21 protein-coding genes, 1 tRNA gene and 1 pseudogene are annotated in these 26,951 nt (G+C 65.6%); 12 read left to right on the forward strand and 11 right to left on the reverse strand.

The genetic code is table 11. The features are described 5' to 3' along the window. The first annotated feature begins 126 nt into the window (after positions 1–126). Positions 127–1,344: a UbiH/UbiF/VisC/COQ6 family ubiquinone biosynthesis hydroxylase gene (locus tag H5J25_RS17920; protein WP_202093416.1), complete on the forward strand. Its 1,218-nt coding sequence runs from the start codon at positions 127–129 to the stop codon at positions 1,342–1,344. A 501-nt stretch (positions 1,345–1,845) separates the two neighbouring features. After that, a complete protein-coding gene (locus H5J25_RS17925; protein WP_202090443.1) occupies positions 1,846–2,799 on the forward strand; it encodes an IS110 family RNA-guided transposase in 954 nt (317 codons plus the stop codon). Positions 2,800–2,901: 102 nt separating this feature from the next. Here the strand turns inward: H5J25_RS17925 and H5J25_RS17930 are convergent, their stop codons facing one another. Together H5J25_RS17930 and H5J25_RS17935 are read right to left on the reverse strand one after the other, a co-directional pair. Further along, positions 2,902–3,543: an LON peptidase substrate-binding domain-containing protein gene (locus H5J25_RS17930; RefSeq protein ID WP_202093422.1), complete on the reverse strand. Its 642-nt coding sequence runs from the start codon at positions 3,541–3,543 to the stop codon at positions 2,902–2,904. Beyond that, positions 3,540–4,436 carry a tetratricopeptide repeat protein gene (locus H5J25_RS17935; protein WP_202096476.1) on the reverse strand — a complete coding sequence of 299 codons (897 nt, stop codon included), beginning with the start codon at positions 4,434–4,436 and terminating at the stop codon, positions 3,540–3,542. Before H5J25_RS17935 ends, H5J25_RS17930 begins: the two co-directional genes overlap by 4 nt. Positions 4,437–4,609: 173 nt before the next feature. Between H5J25_RS17935 and H5J25_RS17940 the strand changes: the two genes are divergently transcribed. From H5J25_RS17940 to H5J25_RS17950, 4 genes are all read left to right on the forward strand, one after another. Then, positions 4,610–4,684: transfer RNA gene (locus H5J25_RS17940), tRNA-Gly, on the forward strand. 269 nt (positions 4,685–4,953) lie between these two features. Further along, entirely contained in the window at positions 4,954–5,310 is a 357-nt protein-coding gene (locus H5J25_RS20950) for a hypothetical protein (RefSeq protein WP_225883217.1), read from the forward strand. A gap of 47 nt (positions 5,311–5,357) precedes the next feature. Continuing rightward, positions 5,358–6,620: a hypothetical protein gene (locus tag H5J25_RS17945; protein ID WP_225883218.1), complete on the forward strand. Its 1,263-nt coding sequence runs from the start codon at positions 5,358–5,360 to the stop codon at positions 6,618–6,620. Between the two features lie 131 nt (positions 6,621–6,751). After that, positions 6,752–7,552 carry a DUF72 domain-containing protein gene (locus H5J25_RS17950; RefSeq protein WP_202093424.1) on the forward strand — a complete coding sequence of 267 codons (801 nt, stop codon included), beginning with the start codon at positions 6,752–6,754 and terminating at the stop codon, positions 7,550–7,552. Positions 7,553–7,561: 9 nt separating this feature from the next. Here H5J25_RS17950 and H5J25_RS17955 read toward each other — a convergent pair whose 3' ends face one another. From H5J25_RS17955 to hemC, 3 genes are read right to left on the reverse strand one after another with little or no spacing between them, the layout of a single operon-like run. Beyond that, positions 7,562–8,434, reverse strand: coding sequence for an MICOS complex subunit MIC60 (locus H5J25_RS17955; protein WP_202093426.1), 873 nt, complete (start codon positions 8,432–8,434; stop codon positions 7,562–7,564). A 32-nt stretch (positions 8,435–8,466) separates the two neighbouring features. Then, positions 8,467–9,129 (reverse strand): uroporphyrinogen-III synthase, encoded by a 663-nt coding sequence (locus H5J25_RS17960; RefSeq protein WP_202093427.1) that lies wholly within the window; start codon positions 9,127–9,129, stop codon positions 8,467–8,469. Next, positions 9,126–10,043: a hydroxymethylbilane synthase gene (gene hemC, locus H5J25_RS17965; RefSeq protein ID WP_202093430.1), complete on the reverse strand. Its 918-nt coding sequence runs from the start codon at positions 10,041–10,043 to the stop codon at positions 9,126–9,128. Before hemC ends, H5J25_RS17960 begins: the two co-directional genes overlap by 4 nt. A gap of 77 nt (positions 10,044–10,120) precedes the next feature. Between hemC and tsaD the strand changes: the two genes are divergently transcribed. Continuing rightward, entirely contained in the window at positions 10,121–11,155 is a 1,035-nt protein-coding gene (gene tsaD / locus H5J25_RS17970) for a tRNA (adenosine(37)-N6)-threonylcarbamoyltransferase complex transferase subunit TsaD (RefSeq protein WP_202093437.1), read from the forward strand. Continuing rightward, positions 11,152–12,129: an NAD(P)H-dependent glycerol-3-phosphate dehydrogenase gene (locus H5J25_RS17975; protein WP_202093440.1), complete on the forward strand. Its 978-nt coding sequence runs from the start codon at positions 11,152–11,154 to the stop codon at positions 12,127–12,129. Before tsaD ends, H5J25_RS17975 begins: the two co-directional genes overlap by 4 nt. Positions 12,130–12,199: 70 nt before the next feature. Here H5J25_RS17975 and H5J25_RS17980 read toward each other — a convergent pair whose 3' ends face one another. Then, positions 12,200–14,065 (reverse strand): AsmA family protein, encoded by a 1,866-nt coding sequence (locus H5J25_RS17980; protein WP_225883219.1) that lies wholly within the window; start codon positions 14,063–14,065, stop codon positions 12,200–12,202. A gap of 43 nt (positions 14,066–14,108) precedes the next feature. After that, positions 14,109–14,273, reverse strand: a complete 165-nt coding sequence (locus tag H5J25_RS17985) for a DUF1674 domain-containing protein (RefSeq protein ID WP_202093442.1) — start codon at positions 14,271–14,273, stop codon at positions 14,109–14,111. 103 nt (positions 14,274–14,376) lie between these two features. Between H5J25_RS17985 and H5J25_RS17990 the strand changes: the two genes are divergently transcribed. The 4 genes from H5J25_RS17990 (at position 14,377) to purH (ending at position 19,788) form a co-directional block, all read left to right on the forward strand. After that, positions 14,377–15,669: an RsmB/NOP family class I SAM-dependent RNA methyltransferase gene (locus tag H5J25_RS17990; RefSeq protein ID WP_202093444.1), complete on the forward strand. Its 1,293-nt coding sequence runs from the start codon at positions 14,377–14,379 to the stop codon at positions 15,667–15,669. Between the two features lie 40 nt (positions 15,670–15,709). Further along, entirely contained in the window at positions 15,710–16,384 is a 675-nt protein-coding gene (gene rpe, locus H5J25_RS17995) for a ribulose-phosphate 3-epimerase (RefSeq protein ID WP_202093446.1), read from the forward strand. After that, a complete protein-coding gene (locus tag H5J25_RS18000) occupies positions 16,381–18,108 on the forward strand; it encodes a heparinase II/III family protein (RefSeq protein ID WP_225883220.1) in 1,728 nt (575 codons plus the stop codon). Before rpe ends, H5J25_RS18000 begins: the two co-directional genes overlap by 4 nt. A 114-nt stretch (positions 18,109–18,222) precedes the next feature. Next, positions 18,223–19,788 (forward strand): bifunctional phosphoribosylaminoimidazolecarboxamide formyltransferase/IMP cyclohydrolase, encoded by a 1,566-nt coding sequence (purH, locus tag H5J25_RS18005; protein WP_202093448.1) that lies wholly within the window; start codon positions 18,223–18,225, stop codon positions 19,786–19,788. A gap of 118 nt (positions 19,789–19,906) precedes the next feature. Here the strand turns inward: purH and H5J25_RS18010 are convergent, their stop codons facing one another. From H5J25_RS18010 to H5J25_RS18025, 4 genes and pseudogenes are all read right to left on the reverse strand, one after another. Next, positions 19,907–21,328 carry a lipopolysaccharide biosynthesis protein gene (locus H5J25_RS18010; RefSeq protein ID WP_202096479.1) on the reverse strand — a complete coding sequence of 474 codons (1,422 nt, stop codon included), beginning with the start codon at positions 21,326–21,328 and terminating at the stop codon, positions 19,907–19,909. 147 nt (positions 21,329–21,475) lie between these two features. After that, a pseudogene (gene polA / locus H5J25_RS18015) lies at positions 21,476–24,266 on the reverse strand (DNA polymerase I). 54 nt (positions 24,267–24,320) lie between these two features. Continuing rightward, the gene (locus H5J25_RS18020) at positions 24,321–25,814 is read right to left on the reverse strand and encodes a glycosyltransferase family protein (protein WP_202093450.1); all 1,494 of its coding nucleotides are present in this window, start codon (positions 25,812–25,814) and stop codon (positions 24,321–24,323) included. Then, a complete protein-coding gene (locus H5J25_RS18025; protein WP_202096480.1) occupies positions 25,811–26,887 on the reverse strand; it encodes a serine hydrolase in 1,077 nt (358 codons plus the stop codon). Before H5J25_RS18025 ends, H5J25_RS18020 begins: the two co-directional genes overlap by 4 nt. Positions 26,888–26,951 lie beyond the last annotated feature (64 nt).

Here is a 26,951-nt window from a genome sequence, read left to right on the forward strand (position 1 = left end):
TTCCCGAAATCATCCGCTTTCGGGAGTCCGGCGTCAAGATGCCGCGCTTTTTGGGACGGCTGGATATGGTCGCTGGCGCAGCGCTTTGGATTGGCAGCGCGGCCGCAGCGGCCTAGGGTCGCCGTCATGGAAAAAGCAGATGTTATCATCTTGGGCGGCGGACTGGTCGGCAGCGCGTTGGCCGTCGCGCTCGATAAGCATGGGATGCGCGCGATCGTCGTCGATATCGCGGATCCAGACGTGATCCACGCCGCCGGTTTCGACGGACGTGCCTCCGCTATCGCCAGCGCGCCGTATCGGATGCTCGGCACGATCGGGGTCCTCGATCGCCTCGAGGGCCAAGGCTGTCCGATCGCGGGCATACGCGTCAGCGACGGTCTGGAACCCGGGGCGCTCGATTTCGAACCCGGCTCGGATGACGGTGCGCTCGGCCATATGTTCGAGAACCGGCTGTTGCGGCGCGCGCTGTACGATGCCGCGGTGGCGGCGCCGAATGTCGATCTGCGCATGAAGACACGCGCGGTCTCCGTCGATCGCGGCGAACACGGCGTAGTGGCGACGCTCGATTCGGGCGCGACGGTGTCCGCGCCGTTGCTGATCGCGGCGGAGGGGCGGAATTCCCCGACTCGCGACGCCGCCGGTATCCGTACCGCGCGCTGGACGTACGATCACGCCGCGATCGTCACCTCGCTGCACCACGAACATAGCCATGAGAATATCGCGTTCGAGATCTTCTATCCGCAAGGCCCGTTCGCGATCCTGCCGCTGAACGACGATGCCGACGGACACCGCTCCGCGATCGTCTGGTCGGTGTCGCGGGCCGAGGCGCCGGGCATGTTGAAACTGTCCGAACGCGGCTTCCTGGCGGAGGCGGAGAAGAAGATGGGTGGGTTCCTCGGCCGGTTGGGGCCATTGGGCGCTCGCTCCAGCTATCCGCTCGGCTTTCATCATGCGGCGCAGATCGTGTCGAACCGGCTAGCACTCGTCGGGGACGCGGCGCACGGTATCCACCCGATCGCGGGACAGGGCGTCAATGTCGGCTTCCGCGACGTGGCGACATTGGTCGAGGTATTGGTGGAGGGAAAACGCCTCGGCCTCGATCTGGGCGACCCGGCACTGCTCGCGCGCTACCAGCGCTGGCGCAGTCTGGACACGTTAATGGTGTCTGTGGCGACGGACGGCCTGCAGCGCCTGTTCGGCATCCCCGGCAAGACCGCCAACGCCGCCCGCCGCTTCGGTCTGTCGGCGGTGCAGAAGCTGCCCGCGCTGAAGGATCGCTTCATGGCCGAAGCGCGAGGTGAAAGTGGTGAAGTGCCGAAGTTGTTGCAGGGGATGAAAGTCTAGGATCGTTCGAGGTTTAAGGCGAACCGTCGCTTCTCCCGTCCATCGTCACCCCGGACTCGTTCCGGGGTCCACGGTTCGGCCCCGGGTATCGGCGAGAGGCTCCAGGGCACCGTTCGCGGCAGGGTGGACCCCAGAACGAGTCCGAGATGACGGTTGGAGAAAGTCCCGTTCCACGATCTCGAAGTTCGATCGGCCGCCTGCCGGCCGCTTTCTACTCACCCTTCAGCCGGATGCCTTCACCCAAAACCGTTCGTGCTGAGCTTGTCGAAGCACCTGTCCTCTGTACCCGTCCTTCGACAAGCTTGTCTGTCTGGAATGGTGTAATCGGCAAGGTGCCTGAGCCGGGTGGCCACCCGGCTCAGGCGGCGGATGTGAGGCCGTTCGACAAGCCGGTCGACAAAGACCGTTCCTGAGCAGGGCCACATCCGTCTTCCCAAACCCCGGACAGTTGCCTGGGGCCGTGCTTACGGACCCCGCATGACAAGCTTGGGAGACCGGATCATGTCACACTCCGACCTCTTTGTCGGCATCGATGTTGCCAAGGACGAACTCGTTATCCACGCTCATCCGGCAGGAATGCTCTGGCGGGTACCCAATACCAAGACCGGCATTGCCGCACTCGGCCGCAAGCTTGTCCGGCTTGCCGGTACGGCGTGCCTGCGGATCGGCTTCGAGGCATCGGGCGGTTACGAGCGCAAGCTCGCCATCCTGCTCGATCGGATGGACGTTACAGCCTATCTCCTCGATCCGGCACGCGTGCGCAGTTTCGCCCGTGCCGAGCGACAACTCGCGAAAACCGACCCACTCGATGCGGCCGTCATCGCGCGGTGTCTGGCAGCACTGCATCCCGAACTGACGCCCTATGTCCATGATCCCGAGGCCGTGAGGCTGGCCGAGCATGTCCGCATGCGCGATCTTGCCGTCGCCCAGGCGGTCCAGTTCGGCAATCAGTTGGAGAGCATCGCCGATCCCGCCATGCGCCGCCTCGTCGTCGCGCAGGTCGCACGGCTCAAGGCCCTGGTTCTGCGCATCGAAAAAGCCATTGCCAGCGTCATCGCCGCCTCGCCCGATCTGGCCGCTCGCGAAGCCCTGCTCCGCACAGCACCCGGCGTCGGGCCGGTCGTTGCCGCATGCCTGCTGGCACGCATGCCAGAACTCGGACGCCTCTCCAGTCGACAGGTCGCAGCGCTTGCTGGCCTCGCCCCCTTCGATCGCCAAAGCGGCAAGACCAGCCGGCCGGGGCGATGCTCGGGCGGCAGGCCCAGCATCAGACGTTGTCTCTATCTGGCCGCGCTCAGCATCGCGCGCTCGGGCAAGGGGCAACTCGCCGCTACCACCAACCGCCTGCGAGAGGCCGGCAAACCCTTCAAGCTTGCCATCGTCGCCACAATGCGAAAACTGCTCGTAACCCTCAACGCGATGGTCAAAAACAATACCGAATATCGCACCGCGTGAACACAGTTGCTCAGGACGAGCGGCGGGTATGTAACCGGCAATATGGGATCGTGCTGTGCGGCAACCGCACTCCGAGGAAAGACACCGGACCGAGTCGGCGCCTCACTGCAACGTCACCGATTCCTCGCCGTCATGCCGCCCGAAGAACTGCATCAACTGGATGATCAGCTCCGCACGCTCCTCGATCGCGCCAGCTTCCAGCAGCGCCTGTTTCGCCGCCACGTCGAACGGCGCGATCTGCGCGATACCGTTGACCAATGCCTCGTCATCCAGCCGCGTCACGGCTTCCCAATCGACCGCATAGCCCTGCGCATCGGCGAAACGGCGTGATTCCAGTTCCAGCGACGACCGGCGCGACAGCGACAGCGTGTCATCCGTCGCCAGGACCGGCAGCAACTCCGCCTCGACCTGCCGAAACGCGGTGGTCACATCGAGTTCGCGGACGATCCGGAACAGCGACACACCCTCCAGGATCAGATTGTAGCGTCCGTCGTCCAATGCTTCGAATTCCGCGATCTTGCCGACGCATCCGATCTCGAACAGCGGCGGCGGCTCGTTCGGCGCATAGGCGCCGGGGCGCGGCTGGATCATTCCGATTCGCCGATCGCGCGCCATCGCATCCATCATCATCGCCCGGTATCGCGGCTCGAAGATATGCAGCGGAAGATGCATGCCCGGGAACAGCAACGCGCCGGGCAGCGGGAAGACCGACAGACGCGTGGTGCCGTTCGCGGGGGCGATCATCCGAACAGGATCGCGGACAGCTTGCGACGCTGCTGCGACACCCAGGGATCTTCCAGCCCCACGACCTCGAATAGCTTCAGCAACTGCGTGCGCGCCGCCCCCTCGTTCCAGCCGCGATCCGCAGCGATGATCGCAAGCAGCGATTCGGCCGCCGCATCGCGGTCCCCGGCCGCCATCTGGCCTCCGGCGAGTTCGAAGCGCCTGGCATGATCGTCGGGATGCGCGGCGACATCGGCGGCGAGCGCGGACAGATCGTCCACCGGCCTCGCGTCACGCGCCAGCGCCAGCGCAGATTTCGCGCGTTCGATCTCAGCGGCGTTTGTGATCTCCTCGGGTAGGGCCGCAATCGCCGCGTCCGCCTCGTCCAGCCGGTTCGCCGCGACCAGCGCCCGGATCAACCCCGACTGCACCGCAACGTGATCCGGCGCCATGTCCACCAACTGCGCGAAGACCGACAGCGCGCGCTCCGCTTCGCCCTCGGCCAGCACTTGTTCGCCCATCGCGATCAACGGCGCGAGTTCTGCCTCCAGGTCAGCGGCCGGGCTCTGGATCGGCAGCTTGGCGAGGATCTGGTCCAGCATCGTCTTCAACTGCGATTCTGTCCGCGCCGGCGTCAGGTCCGCGACTAACTGCCCCTGGAACATCGCATAGACAGTAGGGATCGACTTGATCTGGAATTGCGCCGCGATGAACTGGTTCTTGTCGGTATCGACCTTGGCCAGGATCACGCCCTTCTCGGCATAATCCGCCGCGACTTTCTCCAGCACCGGGGTCAGTGCCTTGCACGGGCCGCACCATTCCGCCCAGAAATCGATGATGACGAGGTTCGCCATCGACGGTTCGACGACGTCGCGCCGAAAGCCCTCGACCGCTTCGCGTTCCGCCGCGCTCATACCCAAGGTGGCCAAGATAAACTCCGTCCGTGTGGTTCAAAGCCTTATGTGGGGGGGGCCGCGCCGTCACGCCAACCCTTTTCGTATCTTGTACATCGGGGCTTGCCGAGTCCGAATACCGCTGCTAATGGCCCCGCTCCCCGCCCGGTATCGCTACCGGGCCCGGCGCCAGAGCGGGCGTAGCTCAGGGGTAGAGCACAACCTTGCCAAGGTTGGGGTCGAGGGTTCGAATCCCTTCGCCCGCTCCAGCGACTTCCGGATTATCGGAAGTCTGCATCTATCTTCTGCGTATTTGTATTTTACCCCACGCGCCGTGTTGTGCGTCGGATGCCGAATTGCTGCGACTTTTTGCGCGTCTGCTATTGTTGTGGACGGTCTTAACGCGCCTCAATAAACGCACGAGATGAGAACGGATAAGACTTCAGAGCTCGACAAACCTGATACACAGATAAAAAAATCTGGTTGTTGTCGGAAAATCCAACGATATAATTATCTTGTACGATCTTTCTTTCTGTATTTGTTTTATGCGTTTTCGGTCGTGCTATTCTTTTGGCCGTCGATCGTCAGCGGATTTGATCTGGGCTTTGGCGATAGAGCGGATGGAATCATCGAGATTTCGATCCTCGAGCATTGGCACAACGTTTTCCGCGGCGAGGCGGATTGGACGACGACTGCGTATTTCTATCCATATACCGATACCTTGGGATATAATGACGGATACTTTCTATACGGGGTGATTTACTCGTTCTGGAGAGCATTTGCCGATCCGTTTCATGCGGACGTCTTGAACATCGTGACGTTCAAGACGATCGGATTTTTGCGGCATATGTACTGGTCTCGCGCTCGCTGGCTTGGGGGCGTGTTCCCGCCCTGATAGTCGCCTCGCTGTGGACGATTTCCGGAAACATCTCGCTTCAGGCGGTGCACGCACAATTGCAGAGCGTGGCGTTGTTGCCGGTCGCCATGATCCTCGGAATATCTGCCATTCGCGCAGAACAGGCTGGCAGGTACCTCGGCGCACGGACGCTCGGGGTAGCGTTGGGCGGCCTGATGGCAGCGTGGTTGATGACCGCATATTATATGGCCTGGTTCACCATATTTTCGGGTGGGCTATACCTGCTGTGTTGGGCCGCGCTCACAGGCAATCTGCGGTTGGTTGCGGCGATCGGTCTGATGCGGCGTCATGCCGGATCGTTGATATTCGTTGGATTGGCCTTCGCCATTCTGATCATTCCGTTCCTGTCGGTTTATCTGCCGAAGGCGCGGGAAACAGGCGGCCAGTCCTACGGTCACGTACTTGGATATCTGGTCACGCCCGTGATCGACATGGTGAATGTCGGACCCGGTAACTACGTCTGGGGCTGGATCTTCCGCGGCTTGCAGGCCAGGCTCGGAGGGATTTTCCCGTCCGATCCCATGCTGCCGGGACGTGTTCTCGGTGGCGAGCATATTTCAGGCATACCGCTGGCGTTTTTTGCGTTGGTCGTAACCGCAATCTGGCGTCTGCTCGCTGGTAAGTCCGGCGATAAGGACCGATCGATTTCGGTCGAGCTGCGTGCATTTGCCCTGGCGGTGCTGATCGCATGGATCCTGACACTCCAATTCTGGAAGGCTTCCCCGTGGGGGCTGGTGTACGCATTGGTGCCGGGGGCGAAGGGCATGCGCGTCGTATCGCGATATCAGCTATGGTTGGTTCTACCTTTTCTTCTGATTGTCGTTGCGGCCTGGCGACGGCAGGCGGCAAGGCTGGCGCGGTCCTCGCCATGGTTGGCGTTATTGATCGGGCTGTTCCTGATCGCCGAAAATCTCAACGCACAATCGCCGGCCGAACTGAGCCGTGTGATTCAATTGCGGGCCTTTGCGAGCGTCCCGCGACCGCCGACAGACTGCGAAAGCTTCTACGTCGTGGCGGCCCGGCGTACGGAACCACTCTATATCGACGCCGAAAGGAACGCGCTCTACCCGCATAACGTTGATGCGATGCTGCTGGCCGAATTGTGGCGAGTACCGACGATCAACGGCTTCTCCACCTTTAACCCGCCCGACTGGAACTTTGCCAGGCCATTGGCGCGCGATTACGATGCGCGCATTACAGACTATGTGCGCCGGCATGGCTTACGACACGTCTGCCGTCTCGATATTAGGGACGTCAGACCGTGGCGCCGCTTGGTTCCGGCAAACTAGCGGACCGTGCGAACTGCCTCGGATCCCGGCAGGCGAGCATTTATACTGCGATAGGGTTGCTGGCGATCCGCTTATCTGTTCGGTGAGCAGCGGCTTGCCGCACGAGCCGGCTGTCGGGCTATACAGGACGCATGACCAAAGCATCGATTCGCGTCGGCATCGGCGGCTGGACCTACGAACCCTGGCGCGGCACCTTCTTTCCGGAGGGGCTGGCGCATAAGCGCGAACTGGAATTCGCGTCGCATGTGATGACCGCGATCGAGGTGAACGGCACCTATTACAGCCGCCAGAAACCCGCGACCTTCGCGACCTGGGCGAAGACCGCGCCCGACGGGTTCGTCTTCGCGCTGAAGGCCAGCCGCTATTGCACCAATCGCAAGATCCTGGCCGAGGCAGGCGAATCGATCGACAAGTTCCTGGGACAGGGGATCACCGAGCTGGGCGACAAGCTCGGCCCGATCCTGTGGCAGTTCATGGCGACGAAAAAGTTCGATGCGGGGGATTTCGGCGCGTTCCTGAAGCTGTTGCCGGCGAAGCAGGACGGGATCGCATTGCGTCATGCGGTGCATGTCCGCCACGAATCGTTCGCCGTCCCCGAATTCGTCGCGATGGCGCGGGCGGCGGGGGTGACGATCGTCTATGCTGATTCCGCCGAATATCCCGCGCTTGCGGATATCACCGGCGACTTCGTCTATGCCCGGCTGGAAAATGCGTGGGAGGATGTCGCGACGGGCTATACCGATGTGGAACTGGATCGATGGACGGACCTTGCGCGGGACTGGGCGGCCGGCACGGCACCCGACGGCCTGCCCTATGCCGACACCGCGAAGCCGACAAAAGCCACCCGCGATACGTTCGTCTTCTTCATCAATGGCGCGAAGGTCAGGGCGCCGGCCGGTGCGCTGGCGATGATCGAGCGGCTCAAACGATAGGGGAGCCGCTCACGTCGCCGGCGTAAGCGTCCCCGGAATATCCGTCGGATTGGTCTGGCCGGTGATCGCGGCCGCTTCGATCGTATCCAGCGCCTGTCGCGCGCCGATATAGCGCCGCGCCGCCGCCGTCCACCGCACCGCCTGTGGCGCGCCCGGCATCCGCGCGACCTCGGCCAGCGCGCTTTCAACCTTGTTGGTATCCAGCATCTGCTTGGCCCGCGCCAGCCGGTCGACCGGTAGCGGGGACGGTGTGTCCGATCGGTGAATGACGACCAGATTGGTCAATTCGCGACCCAGACTGCGGAGCCAGCCCGTGCTCGCCTGGCCGGTGACAAGTTCGCTACCGATCCCGTCCAGCCCGGCGCGGAGTTCGGCGATCGTCACCGGCTCACGCGCAGCCTGCAGGATCGCGGCGACGGCATGCGGCTGCGTCGCGCCGAAGCGGGTGCGCAACTGATCCTCGATATAGCCGAGCCGCAGCCCGCGATCGAGTGCCCGGCGCGCGGCGAAGGCGACCATCATCCCCTCCGCACGCGTGGCATAGCCCGAGGCGGCCTGCGCATCGCTGCCGACGCGAGCGGTGCGCTGTTCCAGATCGGCGAGGCGACCGGCCAGTTCGGTTTCGCGCGTAGACAGTGCGTTCAGGTCGATCACCGGGGCCGCTACGGGCGCGGGTGCGCCGTTTGCGGGGACGACCACGACGGGCAGTTTCGCGGCGGCGACGGGGGTGGTGGCTTCGGGCGGAAACCACAGGCTCCAGTAATGCATCGTCGCGGCCATCGCGGCGAGCCCGAGCAGGAACGCGAAGGCGGCGATGACGGCCGGCCATCGGACGCGGGGCTTGGCCGGTGCCACCAGCGGGGTCGGCATGAAATCGCTCATGCCTCGCCTTATCCCTGCGTCTGCGAAGCCGGTCAATCGGCCAGCTTACGGGCAGCGGCGAGCAATGCATCGTCGGTCGGCTCCGACGCGGCGACCGCGCCCGCCCAGCCGGTTCCGGCGGCGTTCAAAACTGCGGGGCTGATCGCGGCAATGCGATATTGGTCGCGCGCGTTCACGAGGTCGGCGAAGGCCCGTGCGGCGCGTACCGAATGGAGCAGTACGATCGAGTCTCGCAACTCATCGACCCTCTTGGCTGCTACCAACAGCGCGGCACTGGCATAGACGGACAGGGCGGTGGCGACGATGCCGCCCGGCGCGATCATCCGGTCGCGCCCACCGAGATACAGCGCGCGTGCGATGCCGCGGGTTTGGGCATGCGCGAGCAAAGCGGCAGCGTCTTTATTTCCCACAGAAACGACGCGAAAACCTGCATTCCGCGCCGCATCCGCCGTCGTCCGCCCGACCGCGAATACGGGCAGCCTATCCAGTTCCGCAAGGCCGGGACCTGCATGGCGCAGCGTGTTCGCGCTCGTCAGGATCAGGGCATCGTGCAGGTCGGGATCGGGCGGCGTCCAGGCAAGCGGCCGCACTTCGAACAAGGGCATCCGGATCGCCGTCAGGCCGAGCGCGGCTATGCGGGCGGCGGTAGCGGCGTTGCCCGGCTCGGGCCGCAGCACCGCCAGCGCGCGGGTCATGCGGCGAACAGCGCCCGTACCAGTGGCGGCGCCCGGTCGAGCAAATCACGCGCGACCCGTTCGGCAAGGTCGCCGTCATCCGCGCCACCTTCCCCTTCGCCTGCCACGAACAGGCTGCCATCCTCGGCAAGCAATTCCGCGCGCAAGGTGACCGTCGTGCCGTCTATCGAAGCGAAGGCCGCGACGGGTGAGTGGCAATCCGCCCGCAACGCCGCCAGCATGGCACGTTCGACCAGCACGCACGTCCGCGTCGGCAGGTGATCGATTGCCCCGACAATCTCTCGCGCCCGGGCATCGTCGGCGCGCGTCTCGATACCAACCGCACCCTGTGCCGGGGCGGGCAACATCGTCTCGACCGGGATCGCGACGCCGATATCATGCCGTCCGAGCCGCTCCAGCCCCGCGGCGGCGAGCAAGGTCGCATCCACCTCTCCGGCGGCAAGCTTGGTCAGCCGCGTATCGACATTGCCGCGGAACAGCACGATCCTCAGGTCCGGGCGAGCGCGCAGCATCTGCGCGGCACGGCGCGGCGAACTGGTGCCGACGATGCCGTCCCGCCGGATCGCCGCGATAGATTCCGCCCCGATCAGGCGATCGCGCACGTCCGCGCGCGGCAGCATCGCGACGATCGCGATGGCGCTTGGGCGGACCGTTTCGACATCCTTCATCGAATGCACCGCGCAATCGATCTCGCCGTCCAGCAGCGCACGATCGAGCTCCTTGGTCCACAAGGCCTTGCCGCCGATCTCGGCGAGCGCGCGATCCTGTACCCGGTCGCCCGTCGTGCGGATAGGCACGATCTCGACCGCGCCGTCGCTCCATCCATGCGCGGCGTACAGCGCATCGCGCACCATGCTAGCCTGGGTCAGGGCGAGTGGCGATCCACGGGTGCCAAGGCGGAAAGGTTGAGCCATCGTGCCCACCCGCTAGAAGAAGTGCCGCCGCTCGACAAGTTCGCGACAAATTCCGGCCGAGGCGTTAAAGCGTGCGGATGGCACTCATTCTCGGTCTAGAATCCTCGTGCGACGAAACCGCCGCCGCTTTGGTGACCAGCGACCGCAACATCCTGGCGCATCGGCTGGCAGGACAGGAGGCGGAGCATCGTCCGTTCGGCGGCGTCGTTCCTGAAATCGCCGCGCGTGCCCATGTCGAAGCCTTGATGCCGCTGATCGAGGGTGCGCTGTCCGATGCGGGCAAAACCTTGTCGCAGGTCGATGCGATCGCCGCGACGGCGGGCCCGGGGCTGATCGGCGGGGTCATGGTCGGCCTCGTCACGGGCAAGGCGCTGGCGCATGCCGCCGGCAAGCCGCTGATCGCGGTCAACCATCTCGAAGGGCATGCGCTGTCGCCGCGGTTGAGCGATCCCGATCTGGAATTTCCCTATCTGCTGCTGCTCGTCTCGGGCGGGCATTGTCAGTTGCTGCTGGTCGAGGGCGTTGGCGCGTATCGACGCCTTGCCACGACGATCGACGATGCGGCGGGGGAGGCGTTCGACAAGACCGCCAAATTGCTCGGCCTCGGATTTCCGGGCGGCCCGGCGGTGGAGCGCGCTGCGGCATCGGGCAATCCGTTCGCCGTGCCGCTCCCGCGACCGTTGAAAGGCTCCGTAGAACCGCATTTCTCCTTTGCCGGGCTGAAAAGCGCGGTGTCGCGCGCGGTCGATTCGGGGCAATGGCGCGCGGAGGACATCGCGGCTTCGTTCCAGCAGGCGGTGGTCGATTGCCTCATCGATCGCACGACGCGCGGCCTGCACAAGGCGGACGGGGCCACCGCCTTGGTCGTGGCGGGCGGGGTCGCGGCGAATCAGGCGGTGCGGAATGCCCTTCAGGCGCTGGCGGCGGAGAACGGCCTGCGCTTCGTCGCGCCGCCTTTGTGGCTGTGTACCGACAATGCTGCGATGATCGGCTGGGCCGGCGCGGAACGGTTCGCCGCCGGGTTGACCGATCCTCTGGACATCGCCGCCCGCCCGCGCTGGCCGCTCGATCCCGCGGCGGAGGCAGTGCGCGGCGCGGGGGTGAAGGCATGAAGATCGGCGTCATCGGCGGCGGCGCCTGGGGCACCGCTCTGGCGCAGGTCGCGGCGCGTGGCGGGCGCGAGATATTGCTCTGGGCGCGCGAGGATGAGGTGGTCGCCTCGATCAATGCCGATCACGTCAACACCATGTTCCTATCCGCTATACCCTTGCCCGAAACGATCCGCGCGACCGGCGATATCGGCGAACTGGCGGGATGCGATGCGCTTCTGGTCGTCGCGCCCGCGCAACATGTCCGGTCGGTGCTCGGCGCGATCCGGATTGGTACGATGCCGCTGGTGTTGTGCGCCAAGGGGATCGAGGCGGGCACGCGCCTGCTGGTCGGCGAAGTCGCGCGCGCGGTGCAGCCCGACGCGCCGATCGCGGTCCTGTCTGGCCCGACCTTCGCACACGAAGTCGCCGCGGGTCAGCCGACCGCAGTGACGTTGGCCTGCGAGGACGAGGCGCTCGGCGCGCGGCTGGCGGCGCGGCTCGCCGGACCGGCCTTCCGCACCTATGCATCCAGCGACGTGGTCGGTGCGGAGATCGGCGGCGCGGTGAAGAACGTGCTCGCGATCGCGTGCGGTGTGGTCGAGGGCGCGGGGCTCGGCCAGAATGCCCATGCGGCACTGATCGCGCGGGGATTTGCGGAGATGACCCGGTTCGGCCTCGCCCGTGGCGCGCGGAGCGAAACGCTTGCCGGACTGTCGGGGCTCGGCGATCTGGTGCTGACCTGTTCCTCGACCAGTTCGCGCAATTTTTCGCTCGGCGTCGGGTTGGGACAGGGCCGCGCCGCCGCCGAATTGATGGCCGACCGCCGCACCGTCGCCGAAGGAGCCTTCACCGCGCCCGTCCTTCGCGAAGCGGCCCGTGAGGCCGGCGTCGCGATGCCGGTCAGCGAAGCGGTATGCGCCCTGCTCGAAGGCGCGAACGTGACCGAAGTCGTCGGTGCCCTGCTCGCCCGCCCGTTGACTCGCGAAGGGGTTTAGCCGGGGTTGCTCGCCCCCGGGTGTTCGTTCCGAACCTCTTCGAAACGAACGGGGATGATGAACCTTAGTCCTACCGCCCCAACACCCGCGCCGAAAGTGCCGCGCAATTCGCATCCCCTGCAACCGGCTCATGCTTACCGGATATCGCGCGACCGATCGCCTTGAGGATGTTGCCCGCCGACTTCACCTCGCGCGGCACGACGATCTCAGGTGCCCGGATCGACCCCGTCACGCTGACCGATCCGGGCAGCCGCAGGACGGTATCCCGCTTGGGCGCACCGGTCAGCCGGATCGCCAGCGCTTCGGAGGGAAACGACACCGTACCCTCCCCGCGCGACTGGCTTTCGCTCGTGTCGATCAGCAGCGGGTCGGCCCGCCCGACACCGTTCCGCACGTCCAGTCCGATCGCCATGCAGCGCAACGCCGCGCGTTTGCGCTCGTCCGCGGTCAGCGCACGTCCCGCGTCGAACCCGATCATCGCCGCGATCTTCACGGGCAGCGATCCGTCGCGCGCGAACAGCCCGATCTTGCCGCTCGAGCGCCCAACTGCTTCGCGGATCGTATCGCCCGTGCCCGTCAGCCTCGCACGGCCATCGACGCGACCTTCGACCGCGCTGATATTGCCGGCGATCGCCGCGACATTACTGTTTCGTAGCGCCAGATCGATAGTCACCAGAGGTTCCGGCCGTCCGCCCCGCTGATCGACGCGTATCGATCCGGTGATCGCACCCTCCCGCAGGCCGATCCGCAACGGGGAGAAGAGCAACAGTTGGCGATCCATCGTCACCTTGCCCGCCAGCGATGTCAGCGTCGATGGACCGGAACTGTCCACGATCCTTTTTGCGGAAACGGTGATCGTTCCGTCCGTCCGGTCGATCTTGCCGATATTGATCCGCGTCGCCGGGATCAGCCGCGGTCCGATCGCGCGTTCCAGCGCCCGACCCTTGGCAAGCCCCGAATTGGTTGAGAGGTCGTCAAAATTCAGCGTGCCGAATGCGACGTCCCCGGCCAGGTTCGTGCGACCATCGCGCTTTTTCACGTCAAGCCGGCCCGTCAGGTCCGACCCCCCGATCGTGCCCGACAGACCGGTGATGATCCAGTCTGGTGACTCGCGGCGGACATGCGCCTTCAACCGCACCGGCTGCGTGCCGAACAGCCCGGCCTCGATCACACCGTCCAGCATCTTCAGATCGCTGGCGCGTGCGGTGAGGTCTAGGGTCATGCCATGCGTATCCAGCGGCGCGTCCATCGTGCCGCGCGCTTCCATGCCGAGCGCAGGGCCGTCGATCTTCGCCGTGAACGGCCAGGGGCGATTGCCCAGACCTTCGATGGCGGTTCCGGTGAAAGCGATCTTGACCGGGGATCCGCGCACGATCCCGGTTCCGGAGAGACGTAATCCGCGCGACGTATCGGCGCTCAGCGCGGCAGTGAAGCTACGGTCGGCCTTCGCATCGCGGTAGCTGATCGTGCTGTCCTCGACCGTCAGTCCTGTGAGTCGTGCACCCGAACCGCCTGATCCGCCGCCCTTCCCGCTGCTCCAATTCTCCCGCTTGTCAGCCGCCCGCACCAGCGCGAGGTGCATGCCCCGTATACGGATCGAATCAGGGCGGAACCGGCCGATCAACAGCGGCAGCGCGTGAAAGGTCACGTCGGCCTGCTCGACCCGCGCAAGATCTCCCCGCCCTGCCCATTCCACCTGCGGAATACGTACGTTGCGGATGCGGATAGTGGGATCGAAGGAAAACGTATCGAGCCGCTCAATCGATCCGATCATCGTCGCCTGTCCGAAGCGATCCCGCAACCGCCCCTCGATCGTCGAGCGCAAGGCGCCCCAGGGAAATATGGCGAGTACCAGCAGGGTGACGGTTGCGATGGCGAGGATCGCTCCTGCAGCCCAATGGAGCCGTCGGTCGGCGAAAATCGTACGCGTGGTCACGAATGCGGGACGCGCGCCGCCAGGCAATCGTTCCGCGGACGTATCAGAAATCGACCGCGATGCCCTTCAACTCCCAGTCGCCGTAGCGCGTGGGATCGCGCCCGAGAGGGTCTTCGGGCTGCGCGTGCGGCGTCTTTTCGGGTTCCGGCACGGGCGGGCTTTTCGACAGATAGGCCGGCGGTTTCACATGCGGGGGGCGGTCGGCCATGCTCGTTTCCTTGGGCGCTGGGGGCCTCTAACATCGGGGCTCGTACGTCATGCCGCAAGCCGTTCGCCTTTACATCGCCTGCCCGCCTCCCCAATGACAGGGCATGCCTCCACAATCACAATCCTCCGACACGCGCTTCGATCCGCCGGGCGTGCCTGCGCGCCGGGCGGCGCTGAAACTGCTCGATGCAGTGCTGCGTCAGGGACTGCCGCTCGAATCCGCGCTTGATCGCGCTACGGCCGGAATCGACCGCAGCGACGACCGCGCGCTGGCCCGGGCCATTGCGGCGGAGACGTTGCGCCGCCTGACCGATCTGGACGCATTGATCGACTCGGCCACCGCGCGCCCCCTGCCGGACGATGCGAAAGCGCGTTTCGCGCTGCGTATCGCCCTGGTTCAGGCGCTGGCGCTCGGCACGCCGTCGCATGCCGCGATCGCCACCGTATTGCCGTTGGTCGATGGCGGCCCGCGCAAGCTGGTCCACGGCGTGTTCGGCACGCTGTCCCGGCGCGGCGACGCCCTGCCTGAAATTCCGACCTTGCCCGACGCCACCGCGATCCGCTGGCATGCCGCCTGGGGCGATGACGGCATCGAGGGCGCGGAACAGGCGATAGCGGTACCTCCGCCGCTCGATCTGACGCTTGCCGATCCGTCTCGAACGGAGGAATGGGCGGAGCAGCTCGCCGGTGAATCGCTGATGCCCGGGCATGTCCGCCTGCCCGGCGGGCACGTTCCCGAAATGCCCGGGTTCGAGCAAGGCGCATGGTGGGTCCAGGATATCGCCGCGTCGCTGCCCGCGCGGCTGATCGGCACCGGAACCGGTACCGCGCTCGACATCTGCGCCGCGCCGGGCGGCAAGACGATGCAACTCGCGGCGGCCGGCTGGACGGTCACCGCGCTCGACAATTCGCCCACCCGGATCGAGCGCCTGACGGACAACCTCGCGCGGACCAAACAGGCGGCGGATATCGTCACTGCCGATGCGTTGCTGTGGAAGCCTCCCGCGCAAGCCGATGCGGTGTTGATCGACGCGCCGTGCAGCGCGACCGGCATCTTCCGTCGCCATCCCGACGTGCTGTACCGCGTCCGCCCCTCCGTCATTTCCGAAATGGCAGCGTTGCAGGAACGCATCTTCGCGCGCGCTGCAGACTGGGTGAAACCGGGCGGTACGCTCGTCTATGCCACCTGTTCGCTGGAGCCGGCCGAAGGCGAGGAACAGTTGCGCCGGTTCCTGTCGGTACGGTCCGATTACCGTATCGATCCGGTGCGTCAGGATGAATTGCCTGACGGATTGGTCCCGCACGCCGATGGATACTTGAGGACCTTGCCGGGAATGCTTCGCGATGTCGGTGGCTTGGACGGGTTTTTCATGGTCAGGCTGATCCGCGCCGGTTGAGCGTCTTGCGGCATGAGTCAGCCATGCTAGAGACTGCGCCATGCAACAGCCAGTCCGTATCGCCCCATCCATTTTGTCCGCCGATTTCGCGCGACTGGGCGAGGAGGTGCGTGCAATCGACGCCGCCGGAGCGGACTGGATCCATGTCGACGTGATGGACGGCCACTTCGTGCCCAACATCACGATGGGGCCGATGGTCGTGAAGGCGATCCGCCCCCACACGACGAAACCGATCGACGTGCATCTGATGATCGCGCCCGTCGATGCGTTTCTGGAAGATTTCGCGAATGCGGGCGCCGATACGATCAGCGTGCATGTCGAGGCCGGACCGCACACGCATCGCAGCCTCCAGCACATCCGGTCGATGGGCAAGCGCGCGGGTGTCGTGCTGACCCCGCAGACGCCGGCCAAGGCGCTGGATTATCTGCTGGACTCGGTCGATCTCGTGCTCGTGATGAGCGTCAATCCCGGCTTTGGCGGGCAAAGCTTCATCGAAAGCCAGCTGAAGAAGATCGCGGCGATCCGCAAGATGATCGATGCCGGCGGGTTCGACGTCGATCTCGAGGTGGATGGCGGGATCGATCACCTCACCGCACCACGCGCGATCGCCGCGGGAGCCGACGTGCTGGTCGCCGGTACCGCGACCTTCCGCGGCGGGCCGGACGCCTATGCTGCGAACATCGCCGGGTTGAAGACGGGAACGGTCGCCGGGTGAGCGATTCGGGTGGCAGCGACGGGATCGACGAAGGCAAGCGGCTGATCAAGCTGGGTGGCGATACCGGCCTGTCGCTCGCCGAACGCATTTCCGAACGCTTCCATCGGCTGACGTGGCGCACCCCGATCCACGGCGTGAAGCTGCGCGGACGTCATCCGCTGAAGCTGATCGCGGTGCCCGACGATCCCTTCATGGGCGATCCGCGCCGCGGTCAGGCGTTGCTTGCCGGAGAAATGACGTTCCGCGGTGAAACGCATGCGGTCGATACGCTGTTCGATCGCAAGTCGCTGCAATCGCGCGCGTTCGTCGAATATCTGCAAAGTTTCGCCTGGCTGCGCGACCTGTCCACCGTCGCGACGCGTGCCCAGGGTGCGCCGATCGCCGAACAGGTGATGCGCGGTTGGCTGGCGCTGCACGCGGACAAGGTGACCGAACCCGCATGGCGCGCGGATCTATGGGGGCGCCGCATCCTGTTCTGGACCGCGCATGCGCCGCTGATCCTGTCCTCCGCCGACCTCGTCTATCGCAGTTCGGTGCTCAACACGCTGGCGCGGGGCGCACGGCATATCGATCGTGGTGCGGAGAAAATGGCACCGGGCGCGCCGCGTATCGCCGCGATGAGCGGGGTGTGCGCCGCAGGTCTGCTGATCGCGGGCGGCGATGCACGGCGCGGCGGGATGGAGGCGGCGCTTAACCGCGCGATCGCCGGATCGGTGTTCGATGATGGCGGCAGCGTGGCGCGCTCGCCCATGGCGCATCTCGACATTATCATGCTGCTGACGATGTTGCGCGAGACGTACGAATCGCGTCGCCTGTCCGCCCCTGCGACGCTGGAGGATGCGCTCGCGCGGATGGTCCCGGCCTTGCTCGGGGTATGCCTGGGAGACCGCGGGCTATCCAGCTGGCAGGGTGGCGGACCAGTGCCTGCCGAAATGCTGGCGCAGGTGATCGAGGCCACCGGTATCCGCGCCCGCCCGCTGCGTCAGGCGCGCGACTGGGGCTATCAACGGCTGTCCGCCGGGTCCGCGATCGTCGTCATCGACGCAGCGCCCCCTCCGGTCGCGCGTCTGGTGGAGGGCGGATGCGCCTCCACGCTGGCGTTCGAAATGTCGGACGGGCCACACCGGCTGGTGGTCAATTGCGGCGGCGCTCGTGCAGCGGTCTCGCAGCTGCTGCCTAATCTCGCGGATGGATTGCGCACCACTGCGGCGCATTCCACGCTGGTCGTCGGCGACAGCAATTCGACCGCGATCCATGCGGACGGAACGCTCGGTCGTGGTGTAGCCGAGGTCGAACTGACCCGGCAGGAGGCGGAACATTCCAGCCGGATCGAGGCGAGCCATGACGGCTATGCGCGCCGCTACGGTTTCGTCCACCGCCGCCAATTGGTACTCAGCAACGATGGCAAGGAATTGCGCGGCGAGGATATGCTGCTGCCCGCCGGGAAACGCCGGAAAAGCGCCGCCGCAACACTGTTCGCGCTGCGCTTCCATCTGGGCAAGGGCGTGCAGGTATCCCCCACCGCCGACGGTATGGCTGCGATCCTGCGCCTGCCCGGTGGAACGTTGTGGCAATATCGCTGCCGCGGCGGGACGCTCAGCGTCGAGGACAGTCTCTGGATCGATCCGGAGGGGCGTCCGGTCGGCACCCAGCAACTGGTTGTGACCGGCGAATCGCCTCCCGGCGGCGCAAGCATCAGCTGGGCCTTGAAGCGCGCCATCTGAACGGGCAAAGCGCGCGCGCTTGCCCCGCATATCGTTCCGGTCGAGCCTGTCGCAGCCGCGCCGCCGCGCGTGCAGCCGACCGGCCGGCCGCGGACGGACGATTGGAATTGATCTATGACGACCATCCCCATCCGCCGCGCGCTCCTGTCCGTTTCCGACAAGACGGGCATCGTCGATCTAGGCCGCGCGCTGGCGGCCAATGGCGTCGATCTGGTATCGACCGGAGGCACGGCCAAGGCGTTGCGCAATGCGGGGCTCGATGTACGCGATATCAGCGACCTGACCGGTTTCCCGGAGATGATGGATGGGCGGGTCAAGACGTTGCACCCGATCGTGCATGGCGGGCTGCTCGCGGTTCGCGACAATGCGGAGCATGTCGCGGCGATGCAGGAACATGATATCGGCGCGATCGACCTCGTCGTCGTCAACCTCTATCCGTTCGCCGCGACCGTCGCCAAGGGAGCCGAACGGCCGGAAATCATCGAGAATATCGATATCGGCGGCCCGTCGATGATCCGCTCCGCCGCGAAGAATCATGCGTTTGTCGCGATCGTCACCGATCCGGCGGATTACGCGCTGCTGACGGACGCCAGTACGACGCTGGAGGATCGCCGGAAACTTGCCGCCAAGGCCTATGCCGCCACGGCTGCCTATGACGGCATGATCGCGCAATGGTTCGCTTTTTCCGATCAGGGCGAATCCTTCCCCGACATCCTGCCGCTGACGCTGAAGCACGGACAGGCGCTGCGCTATGGCGAGAATCCGCACCAATCGGCCGCCTTCTACACCGCGACCGGCCCCGCCGCGCGTGGGATCGGACAGGCGCGTCAGGTGCAGGGCAAGGAGCTGAGCTACAACAACCTCAACGACGCGGACGCCGCGCTCGATCTCGTCAGCGAATTCGCCGGCGCTGATCCCAGCGTCGTGATCGTCAAGCACGCCAATCCTTGCGGTGTCGCTACCGCGGCAACCCTGTCGGTGGCTTATGAGGCGGCATTCGCGTGCGATACCGTGTCGGCGTTCGGCGGGATCATCGCGCTCAACCGTCCGCTGGACGCCGCCACTGCGCGCGCGATCACTGGGATCTTCACCGAAGTCGTCATCGCCCCCGATGCGGACGAGGAAGCCCTGGCGATCTTTGCGGCAAAGAAGAATTTGCGGCTGCTGCTGACCGGCGACCTGCCCGATGCCGCGCGGCCCGGTCTGCTCGCCAAGTCGATCACTGGCGGCTGGCTGTTGCAGACGCGCGACAATGGCACGCCGGGGGAGTTGAAGGTCGTTACGAAGCGCAGCCCGACCGTACAGGAACTGGCGGATTGCCGGTTCGCTTGGACGGTGGCCAAGCATGTGAAGTCCAACGCGATAGTCTATGCGAAGGGCGGCATCACCGCCGGCATCGGCGCAGGCCAGATGAACCGGCTCGAATCCGCGCGAATCGCTGCGTGGAAGGCGAAGGACGCCGCCGACAAGGCGGGTTGGGGCGAAGCGCGTACGATCGGCTCGGCCGTCGCGTCGGACGCCTTCTTCCCGTTCGCCGATGGACTTCTCGCCGCGGTCGAGGCTGGCGCGACCGCGGTGATCCAGCCAGGCGGCTCGATCCGCGACGAGGAAGTGATTGCGGCCGCGGACGCGGCGGGCCTCGCGATGGTCTTCACCGGAATGCGTCACTTCCGGCACTGATACGGGCGCCTAGCGTATAGAAGATTGGTTCACGCGGAGCCGCGGAGAAAGAAAGGATACAACCTTTTCTTCGCGTTTTCGCGCCTTCGCGAACCGATCTTCTCAGCCGAAAAAGACGTCAGCCTGCGGCGCTGTCCTTCGGCATCGACTTGAACAAGGCCCGATCCGCCGGGGTAAGTGCCCATCTGAACAGCACGAACAGATAGGTCGCGGCAATCGCCGGGATGCCGAACACCACCTCCGCCCATTCGTAACGGCGCGGCAACCAGGTAAATACGGTGCCGACGACGATCGCGGCCAGCGCGCCCCACAGCATCGGCCATCGCCACCCCGCGACGCGCGCCTTCAACAGGTGCGACAGGAAATTGGACTTGATGACCGATGTCAGCCCGACCGACAGCAGCAATGCCAGCGCCGGTCCAGCCGCCTGATAATTGACCGGCCAGCCCACGCCGCGCATCGCGAAGATCAAGCCAAAGCTAAGCCCGATCTGAAAGCCCAGCATACCTAGAGAAATCAGCAGGTTACGGAACCGAGCAATGTAAACGAGCGCGCTTTCCGAAACCGCCCCGGTCGATGCGGCCGCCTCCGCCGTCAGCAGGAACCCCAGGGCCGCGGTGCCCGCGACGAATTGTGGTCCGACGATCCCCATCACCGCTTCGCCCGGGATCGACCCCATCAGCGCGAGCCCGACCTGCGCCGCCATGATCCAGAAACCCACCTGTCGGATCTGCGCCGCCACCGCTTCCTTATCGTTACGGGCAAGCGCCGTGGTCACGACCGGCCCCAGGATCGGATCGAAGCTCGTCTTCAGCTTGCCGGGGATCGAGGCGACCTGTTGCGCCATGTAATAGATGCCAACGATCTTCGGTTCGAACATCACACCCAGGATGAACCGGTCGACGTTACGCGTGCCCCATTCGATCGCATCGGCACCCGCCAGCGGCGCGTTGCGCCGGGCGAGACGGAGCAGAATGCTAGGCCGCGGACGCCACCCATAAGGCAGACCATAGCTGCGGATGAACGGGATCAGCGACGCGATCAAGGCCGCTGCCATCGAAGCGATATAGGACAGGACCAGCCCGTCACGCAGCGAATAGAAGGAGAAAGCCCAGGCCGCGATGCTGATCGTCCACGGCTCGATCACCGCGCGCGCCGTTACCGTGGCCTTGACGTTGCGGCGATAGGCGAGTGCCGCAAGGCTGATGTCGGACCATGCCGTCGCGAATACGATCAGCGCGAGCCACCGGTCCATGCCCCGGATCGGGCTGTTCGGATACATCACCTCGGGCACCATCACGAGCACCGCGCTGGCGATCAGCGACGCGATCAGCGCCACCGCCATCGCATCCCACACCACGCACACGGCGGGTCGATCCCCCTCGGACAGCGCTTGAGCGAGACCGCGTTTCAGGCCGAGGGTCGCGATCAATGCGGCCAGTTCGACCACGACGACCGCCAGCGCGAACCGCCCGACCTGATCCGGACCGTAGATGCGCCCGGCAATGAAGAGGAACGGCAGCCGCGCGACCAGCCGCATCAGGAAACCGATGATGTTGGTCCGCCCGCCCTTGGCCAGCGCGTTCAGTTCATCCGTACCGGATGCGGCGACGGGATCAGGCACGCCTGAGGCGCCTGTTCGAGCCGATATCGACTCCGTTCACCGCGAACATGTCGAAGGACGCTATCAATGCGCCGCACCCCAGCTGAGGCCAGTCCCGATCTCGATCCCCAGCGGCACGTCCAGCGTGACCAGGGGTTCGGCGGCGGTCGCCATGACGCGTTCGATCACCGGGCGCGCCGCCTCGACATCGCCTTCGGGCAGTTCGAAGACGAGCTCGTCGTGCACCTGCAACAACATGCGGACGTTCGGCAGACCCGCATCGAGCAAAGCCGGCCCCATCCGCACCATTGCGCGCTTGATGATGTCCGCGGACGTGCCCTGGATCGGCGCGTTGATCGCGGCGCGCTCGGCGCCCTGCCGCTCATGCTGGACCTTCGAGCTGATCCGCGGGAAATGCGTCTTTCGGCCGAACAAGGTCAGCGTGTAGCCGCGCTCCCGGACGAACTCGGTCGTCGCGGCGATATAGTTGCGGATGCCGGGGAAGCGTTCGAAATAGCGATCGATCATTGCCTGCGCCTCTTCCGCCGTTACGTCCAGCCGTCCGGCCAGGCCCCAGCGGCTGATACCGTACAGGATCGCGAAGTTGATCGTCTTGGCCCGCCCGCGCGTGTCGCGATTGACCTCGCCGAACAATTCCTGCGCGGTCAGGCTGTGAATGTCGTCGCCGTTCGCGAACGCCGCCTTCAACGCCGGTACGTCCGCCATATGCGCCGCCAGCCGCAATTCGATCTGGCTGTAATCCGCCGCGAGCAGCACGTTGCCCGGCTCCGCCACGAACGCGTCGCGGATCTGCCGGCCCGTCTCGGTGCGGATCGGAATATTCTGCAGGTTCGGATCGGTCGAGGACAGCCGTCCGGTCTGCGCGCCGGTCAGGCTGTACGACGTATGCACGCGCCCGGTCGACGGGTTGATCTGCGCCTGCAACGCATCGGTATAGGTGGATTTCAGCTTCGAAAGCTGGCGCCAGTCGAGCACTTTGCGCGCGATATCCTTGCCCGGCGAATCCTTGTCCGCCGCGATCCGCTCCAGTTCGTTGACGTCGGTCGAATAGACGCCCGACTTGCCCTTGCGCCCGCCCTTGATGCCCATCCGCTCGAACAGAACGTCGCCCAGCTGCTTCGGGCTGCCGATCGTGAAGGCGCCGCCCGCCAAAGCGTGGATATGGACTTCCAACGCGCCCATCTGCTCCGCGAACTCCGCCGACAGGGCCGACAGCCTGGCGGCGTCGACCTTGATGCCGTGACGTTCCATCTGCGCGATCACCGGGATCAGCGGGCGATCGACCATCTCGTACACGCGGGTCGCAGCCTCGCCCGCCAGACGGGGCTTGAACCGCCGCCATAGCCGCAGCGTCACGTCCGCATCCTCCGCGGCGTAGCGGGTCGCCGCCTTCAGATCGACTTCTGCAAAGCTGCGCTGAGTCTTGCCGACGCCGACGACATCCTTGAACGCGATGCAGCTGTGCGACAGGTGCGTCGCGGCGAGTTCGTCCATCCCGTGGCCGTGCAAGCCGGCGTCGAGGTCGAAGCTCATCACGATCGTGTCGTCATGCGGCGCGACGGCGATTCCACCGATTTCATCTGCACATCGCGCCAGCACGATCATGTCGTATTTCAGATTGTGCCCAATCTTCAGGACGCTGGGATCCTCGAACAGGTCCTTCAACTTGGCCAGCGCGACCCTGCGGTCGAGCTGCACCGGCACCTCAGCGAACATGTCCGTCCCCCCCATGCGCGAGAGGTACGTAGCAGGCGAGATTGGGATGCAGCGCCATGCTGACCCCGACCAGTTCGGCGCGCGTCGCATCGATGCCGGTCGTCTCGGTATCGATCGCGATCCAGCCCTGATGCCGCGCGACCTGGATCCAGCGGTCCAGCCCCGCCTCGTCCACCACGGTCTCGTACCCGTCATGGTCGCAGGGCGGATCCTCCTCCTCGGGCACCGCGATCAGGCCGGGGTCGGAATGCGGGGCCGCGACCGGCGCATCCGCCACCGCCGACAGCTTGGCGAGCAGCGAACGGAAGCCGTGATGTTCCAGAAACGCGCGTAAGGGTGCGTCAGGAATACCCTTCAGTTCCAGATCGTCGAGCGGCTCGGGCAAGGCCACGTCGCATTTCAGATCGACCAATACGCGCGACAGGCGCGCCATTTCGGCATGCTCGATCAGATTCTCGCGCAGCTTGCTCGCCTTCATCGTCGGCGCGGCCGCCAGTACGGATTCGAGATCGCCATGTTCCAGGATCAGCTTCGCGGCGGTCTTCGGGCCGACACCCGGCACGCCGGGTACGTTGTCGACGCTGTCGCCCATCAGCGCGAGCACGTCGCCCAATTGTCCCGGCACGATTCCGAAGAACTTCTCGGCGACATGTTCCGGCCCGAGCCGGCGATTGTTCATCGTGTCGTACAGGTCGAGTCCGGGCTCGATCAGTTGCATCAAATCCTTGTCCGACGACACGATCGTCACCTGCCACCCCTGCGCCAGCGCGGCCTTGGAATAGCAGGCGATGATGTCGTCCGCTTCCAGACCCTCGGTCTCGATGCACGGCAGGCTGAACGCGCGCGTCGCATCGCGAATCATCGGGAATTGCGGCACCAGATCCTCTGGCGGCGGTGGCCGGTGCGCCTTGTACTGGTCGTACAGGTCGTTGCGGAACGTTTTCGACGACTTGTCGAGGATCACCGCCATGTGCGTCGGGCCGTCCGCCGCATGCAGTTCGTCGACCAGCTTCCACAGCATCGTCGTATAGCCATAGACGGCACCTACCGGCTCGCCATGCTTGTTGGTCAGCGGCGGCAGGCGATGATAGGCGCGGAAGATGTAACCCGAGCCATCGACGAGATAGAGATGCGGCATGGCGCCTGCGATAGCAGCGCTCCGGCGCGGTAGCGAGAGGCAACGCGCACCCGACTATCGGCTCGTCGCGGTCACGCGGGCCCGGCCGTTAGAAGCCCTGGCGTTCCAGCACCCGGTTGATCTCGAACCGGGCGTCCGGGGGGCTTTGACGCACGGGCCGGGGCGGGCGTAGACGCAGTATCGGCGCTTCGCATACGGGCAGTCGACCAACCGGTAACCGGGCAGGTCGCCCGCGCGGTCGGCGGAGGTCATCACGAGATCGAACGCGCGCGATGACCGTGCATCTGCCTGCGCATCGTCGCCATATTGATAGATCGGGGCGGTGCGCCCGAACAAGGCGTAGCTGCCGACGATCGGCTCCACGGGCCGGTATACCGCGATACCGCAGGCCTGCGGTTGCGATCCGGCTACTCGCCATGCCGCGAGCAGTTCGGGATTCTGACCCCAGGTCCGCGTCGAGTCACCCGTCGCCCCGCAAGCGATCGATAGCAGTACCCAGCCCGCGATGATCCATCCCGTCGTCGGCGTCTTCCTGAACCGCGCCGCCAGATCGATGCTGCCGATCCCCGCGAGCAGCACGATCAACGTCGTGGTCAGCAGGATGAAGCGATATTCCTTGTGCGGCACCAGCGCGTGAATCGCCAAATTGACGACCGCAGCGACAAGCAGGACCGGATATCGCCGCGCACCGACCACCGCCAGGATCAGGATCGGCACGACCGCCCAGCCCCACAGGTCCCAGATATCGACCAAATAGCGCCACGGCGGATCGACGCCGAACGCCGCGCTGCGATTGTCGATCAGGTTCAGCGTGAAATTGCGCACGATCCACATGAACGGCCATGCGCCGCCCGCCAGATCGGCCGCGCCGGCGATGATAGCGGCGCCGACCCCGCCCAGGATCATTGCGCGCCATCGCGACCCGTCCAGCCGCCCGGCCCAGAGTGCGAGGATCCCCACCGCCGGCGCATATTGGAACCGCACGAGACAGCAGGCGCCCAGCAGCGCACCGCCGATCACCGTCCAGCGCGGCGGGCGATCCACCAGCAGCGCAGCCGCCGCGGCGACGAAACAGGCGGTCGCGATCGGTTCGGACAAGGTGCGGGACGAGAAATAGGCGATTTCGAACCACGTCGTCGCAATCACCGCGGCGACCATCGCATGCGTGCGCGACAGTCGTGCGCCCAACGCCACGGCGCCGAAAATCGTCCCGAACGAGATGACTCCGCATACCAGACGCGGCAGGATGATCGGCAATGCGCTGCCCGGCGCGATCGCATATCCCAATGCGGTCGGCCCCGCGAACAGCATCGGCAGCAGCCAGGACCGCGCCCCCTCGCGCGCTTCCCAGGTCATCACCCACGGGCCGACGCCCAGGTGATAGGCGGGTTCCAGATATTGCCACACCTCGTCCGCGTGGTGGATCACCGGCCAGATCGCGATGCCGATGCGGATGACGATGGCGAAGGCGAGGATCGACAGGAATGCCCGGTCCCGGATCAGCGCCCTCAGGCCGACCGGCACATCGTCAGGCCGATGCGTGATCAAGCGCCGTGGTTCATCACCACTGCGGCGACCACCGCCTGCATCAGCGCCTGCCGCTCGGCGATCGGGCGCGGCGTGTCGCCGATCATCACCGCCAGCGAATAACTGCGGCCGTCGGGGGCGATGAGGACGCCGACATCGTTATAGCCTGCCGTCCGCCCGGCGAGATCCTGCCCGGTGCCGGTCTTGTGCCCGAAACTCCATCCGGCGGGCACCGCGCCGCGCAGCCTCTGCTTGCCCGTCCTGGACGATTCCATCGTACCGATCAGATACTCGGTCGAACTGCGCGACAGCAACTCGCCCCGCTTCAACCTGGCGAGCGCGCCCGCGATCGCGCTCGGCGCCGCACCGTCCGGCGGATTGGCGACATAGCGATCGAACGCCGCGATCCGGTCGGCCCGTGGCAGCCGGTCACGCGCGCGGTTGAACGCGTCGCCAAACGAGAATTCGGGCTTCCACTCCAGTCCCGCCGTTTCGCTCTGCAAGACGCGCTCGCCCGGTCCAAAGCGGATGTCGCCCAGCCGTTTGCGTGCGATGAACGCCCGCACCGCGCCCGGCCCGCCGACATATTGCAGCAACCGGTCGTTGCACGTGTTGTCGCTCATCGTCAGCGCGCGCCGGAGCAATTCGCCGACCGTCGCGACATAGCCGTCGCCCTTGACCAACGCCGCCACCGGCTGGTGGAAAAGGGTCAGATCTTCGCGCCGGATCGTCACCGGGTCTTCCAGCCGCAACCGACCGGCATCGCGGAAGTCCAGCACGGTCATCGCGACCCACAATTTGCTGACGCTTTGCTGCGGCAGACGGGTGTCGCCGTTGCTCTGGACGGTCCAGCCGCGATCAACGCTGCTGACCGCGATACCCAACTTCCCGTGGAAATTCGCACCCAGTGCCGCGACGTTGGCAGCCAGCGCCTGTGGTGGCGCGACCGGCCTCGATGCGCGTGGCGGGATGGGCAGGATAAGCTCGTACGATGGTGGCGTCAGCGCATCGGCAGTCTGCTGCCCCCCGTGGCTGCAGGATCCCAGCGTAATGGCCAGCATCAGCGCCGCGCCCAGCCGCCGCGACCTGCGCATCCCGCCCGTATCTGATGTCAAATCGACCAAACCCACGCCCCGTATCCCCGCACGACAGAGCCTA

The organism is Sphingomonas aliaeris (assembly GCF_016743815.1).
Lineage (GTDB): Bacteria > Pseudomonadota > Alphaproteobacteria > Sphingomonadales > Sphingomonadaceae > Sphingomonas > Sphingomonas aliaeris.